The organism is Pseudoalteromonas sp. SR43-7 (assembly GCF_014163785.1).
GTDB lineage: Bacteria > Pseudomonadota > Gammaproteobacteria > Enterobacterales > Alteromonadaceae > Pseudoalteromonas > Pseudoalteromonas distincta.
Map to the genome: position 1 here is coordinate 233,532 of NZ_JACJDY010000004.1, position 2,787 is coordinate 236,318.

The window sequence follows — 2,787 nt, forward strand, 5'->3', positions numbered from 1 at the left end:
ATATTGAGTTTTTATAAAGTTCTTAAATGTATTTAATATGAAAAGAAAGAGTTATTACTAGAGAAGTTATCTGATGGTATTTATATGTGGTGGGTGATACTGGACTTGAACCAGTGACCCTCGCCTTGTAAGGGCGATGCTCTCCCAACTGAGCTAATCACCCACATATAATAGGTATGCCTGTTATTTAATTCTTTATTATCAATTAACCGCTTGATGTAATTTGGTGGGTGATACTGGACTTGAACCAGTGACCCTCGCCTTGTAAGGGCGATGCTCTCCCAACTGAGCTAATCACCCAAATTACATTTTAATATGCACCATTCTAGGAATGGTGGGTCGTACTGGACTTGAACCAGTGACCCTCGCCTTGTAAGGGCGATGCTCTCCCAACTGAGCTAACGACCCATATTAAATTTTAAAACGCGACTATTGATATAATAATAGGTTTATATGTGGTGGGTGATACTGGACTTGAACCAGTGACCCTCGCCTTGTAAGGGCGATGCTCTCCCAACTGAGCTAATCACCCACATATAAATTAAAACGCTACTATTAAAATAAATAGTACTGGACTTTAACCAGTGAACTTCGCCGTTACTTGTAAATAGCGGTTATGCTCTCTTTTTCTAACTGAGCTAACGACCCATTTAGATTTTTTTGTAATATGCACCATTCTAGGAATGGTGGGTCGTACTGGACTTGAACCAGTGACCCTCGCCTTGTAAGGGCGATGCTCTCCCAACTGAGCTAACGACCCATATTACAATTTTAAAACACGACTATTAATATAGTAATAGGTTTTATATGTGGTGGGTGATACTGGACTTGAACCAGTGACCCTCGCCTTGTAAGGGCGATGCTCTCCCAACTGAGCTAATCACCCACATATAATTTAAAACGCTACTATTAAATAAATAGTACTGGACTTTAACCAGTGAACTTTGCCGTTACTTGTAAGTAGCGGTAATGCTCTCTATTTTCTAACTGAGCTTATGACCCATATAGAATTTAGATGTGAACACTTTAACTAAAAAGTGGTGGGTGATACTGGACTTGAACCAGTGACCCTCGCCTTGTAAGGGCGATGCTCTCCCAACTGAGCTAATCACCCACATCTAAACAACATTGCATTGCTGCGTTGTTGTGGGGCGCTATTATAGATAGAGTTGGAAATGTGTCAACACTTGAATGATAAAAATGTGCTGAATGAAGGTTTTATAAACAATAGGATATGGTTGAAGTCTATTTTATCATCAAATTTGATATTGCAGTTCAATTAAGCACCTAAAAGTGAGTAGGGAATTGTATTTTATTAACCTTAAATTTAGTTTTACGATACTCATTGTTTTTTTACTGGAGTCGTTTTTATAATTATGAGCAAGATGGATTAATATTAGGGCGAGTTATTTAGCGAATAGAGCGGTCATTTAAAAATGAATTTAATCTAAACTTCCCAAAACAAATACTATTTTCAGCATTCTAAACTCTATTTTTGTACTTACTTTATTTTTATAAGCCAACCTAGCCATCTCGTAAATACGTATTCCTCACTACTAGCCTTCGGGTTAAGACTAAATAGATCACATATAACTAGGGCGTGTTGACCTTTGTGGATTCAAATTTGTTCAATCTAGGGGCGATTAAATCGCGGCGCGAGGTTTGTAACCTAGTGGGCCAAGTAAAAGCCGAGCAAAGCTTCCGCTTCACCTACCAAAGGTCAACGCGCCTTGAAGTTTTATACATAGAATTACGAAGCTACAATGCTCTTTTAAAAATGCTCTTCAAACAATAATCGAATTTTTTAGTACGAGTTACGCTGGTTATTAAGCAAGTAAAGGCTGCGGGTACTCTCAAACCCACATTTAAGTTTTGATTATTATAAGCAATTGTAACTTTTAAAAGATTAAAGCGATTGGCGGGGCCTTAATTGGTAGTTTTTTAGATAAGTTTAATTTGCATATAAATGTATACCTTTACTTTGATGCAATTTTGTTGCATTAAATAGGGGGGTAGGGTGTTGTTAAGTATTCGCTGCAATATAGTGATGTTATTATAAGCAGTAGGGCTAGAATCTTATTCAAATTGTGTTTTTTAGCACGCTTGATAGCCAGTTTGTTGAAAATTAAACCATTTAAATAAAGCTAGGTAAAAAACTGTTGACTTTATTTTGGGTGGTGCATAGAATGCGCCCCGCACTAAGCGATACACGATGTGTTTGTCACGACGGGTATTGATTAAGTTGGGGCCATAGCTCAGCTGGGAGAGCGCTTCGCTGGCAGTGAAGAGGTCTGCGGTTCGAACCCGCATGGCTCCACCAAAAATTAGTGTTTTGTCCTAGGGTAGCAGTTTTCTGTGTCCCCATCGTCTAGAGGCCTAGGACACCGCCCTTTCACGGCGGTAACAGGGGTTCGAATCCCCTTGGGGACGCCACTTAACTTTTATTAGTTAAAGGCGGTTTTACCGAGAAAATAGCGTCACAATTAAAGCTCGAGTCTTTACTTGTATTAAACGCAATTACCTTAAAGCTCATGATGTGAGTTAAACTTATCAACTGTCCTAGTGACACATTTATGTGTCCCCATCGTCTAGAGGCCTAGGACACCGCCCTTTCACGGCGGTAACAGGGGTTCGAATCCCCTTGGGGACGCCACTTACTTATTTTTAATAGGGAAGTGTAGTGTTATTAAGAAAGCTCGCCTGAAACGAGTCTAAAAATTCAGTTGTCCTAGTGACACATTTATGTGTCCCCATCGTCTAGAGGCCTAGGACACCGCCCTTTCACGG

At 39.6% G+C, this 2,787-nt stretch carries 10 tRNA genes; 3 read left to right on the forward strand and 7 right to left on the reverse strand.

The annotated features are described in order from the left end of the window. Positions 1 to 87: 87 nt before the first annotated feature. The 7 genes from H5087_RS05085 to H5087_RS05115 form a co-directional block, all read right to left on the reverse strand. Positions 88 to 163: transfer RNA gene (locus H5087_RS05085), tRNA-Val, on the reverse strand. A gap of 61 nt (positions 164 to 224) precedes the next feature. After that, positions 225 to 300: transfer RNA gene (locus tag H5087_RS05090), tRNA-Val, on the reverse strand. Between the two features lie 32 nt (positions 301 to 332). Further along, positions 333 to 408, reverse strand: a tRNA-Val gene (locus H5087_RS05095). Positions 409 to 456: 48 nt separating this feature from the next. After that, positions 457 to 532 (reverse strand) — tRNA-Val (locus H5087_RS05100). 152 nt (positions 533 to 684) lie between these two features. Beyond that, positions 685 to 760, reverse strand: a tRNA-Val gene (locus H5087_RS05105). 50 nt (positions 761 to 810) lie between these two features. Next, a tRNA-Val gene (locus tag H5087_RS05110) sits at positions 811 to 886 on the reverse strand. A 152-nt stretch (positions 887 to 1,038) separates the two neighbouring features. Continuing rightward, a tRNA-Val gene (locus H5087_RS05115) sits at positions 1,039 to 1,114 on the reverse strand. A gap of 1,130 nt (positions 1,115 to 2,244) precedes the next feature. On the opposite strand from H5087_RS05115, the gene H5087_RS05120 reads away from it, so the two are divergent. The 3 genes from H5087_RS05120 (at position 2,245) to H5087_RS05130 (ending at position 2,653) form a co-directional block, all read left to right on the forward strand. After that, a tRNA-Ala gene (locus H5087_RS05120) sits at positions 2,245 to 2,320 on the forward strand. A gap of 37 nt (positions 2,321 to 2,357) precedes the next feature. Beyond that, positions 2,358 to 2,433, forward strand: a tRNA-Glu gene (locus tag H5087_RS05125). Between the two features lie 144 nt (positions 2,434 to 2,577). Beyond that, positions 2,578 to 2,653, forward strand: a tRNA-Glu gene (locus tag H5087_RS05130). Positions 2,654 to 2,787 lie beyond the last annotated feature (134 nt).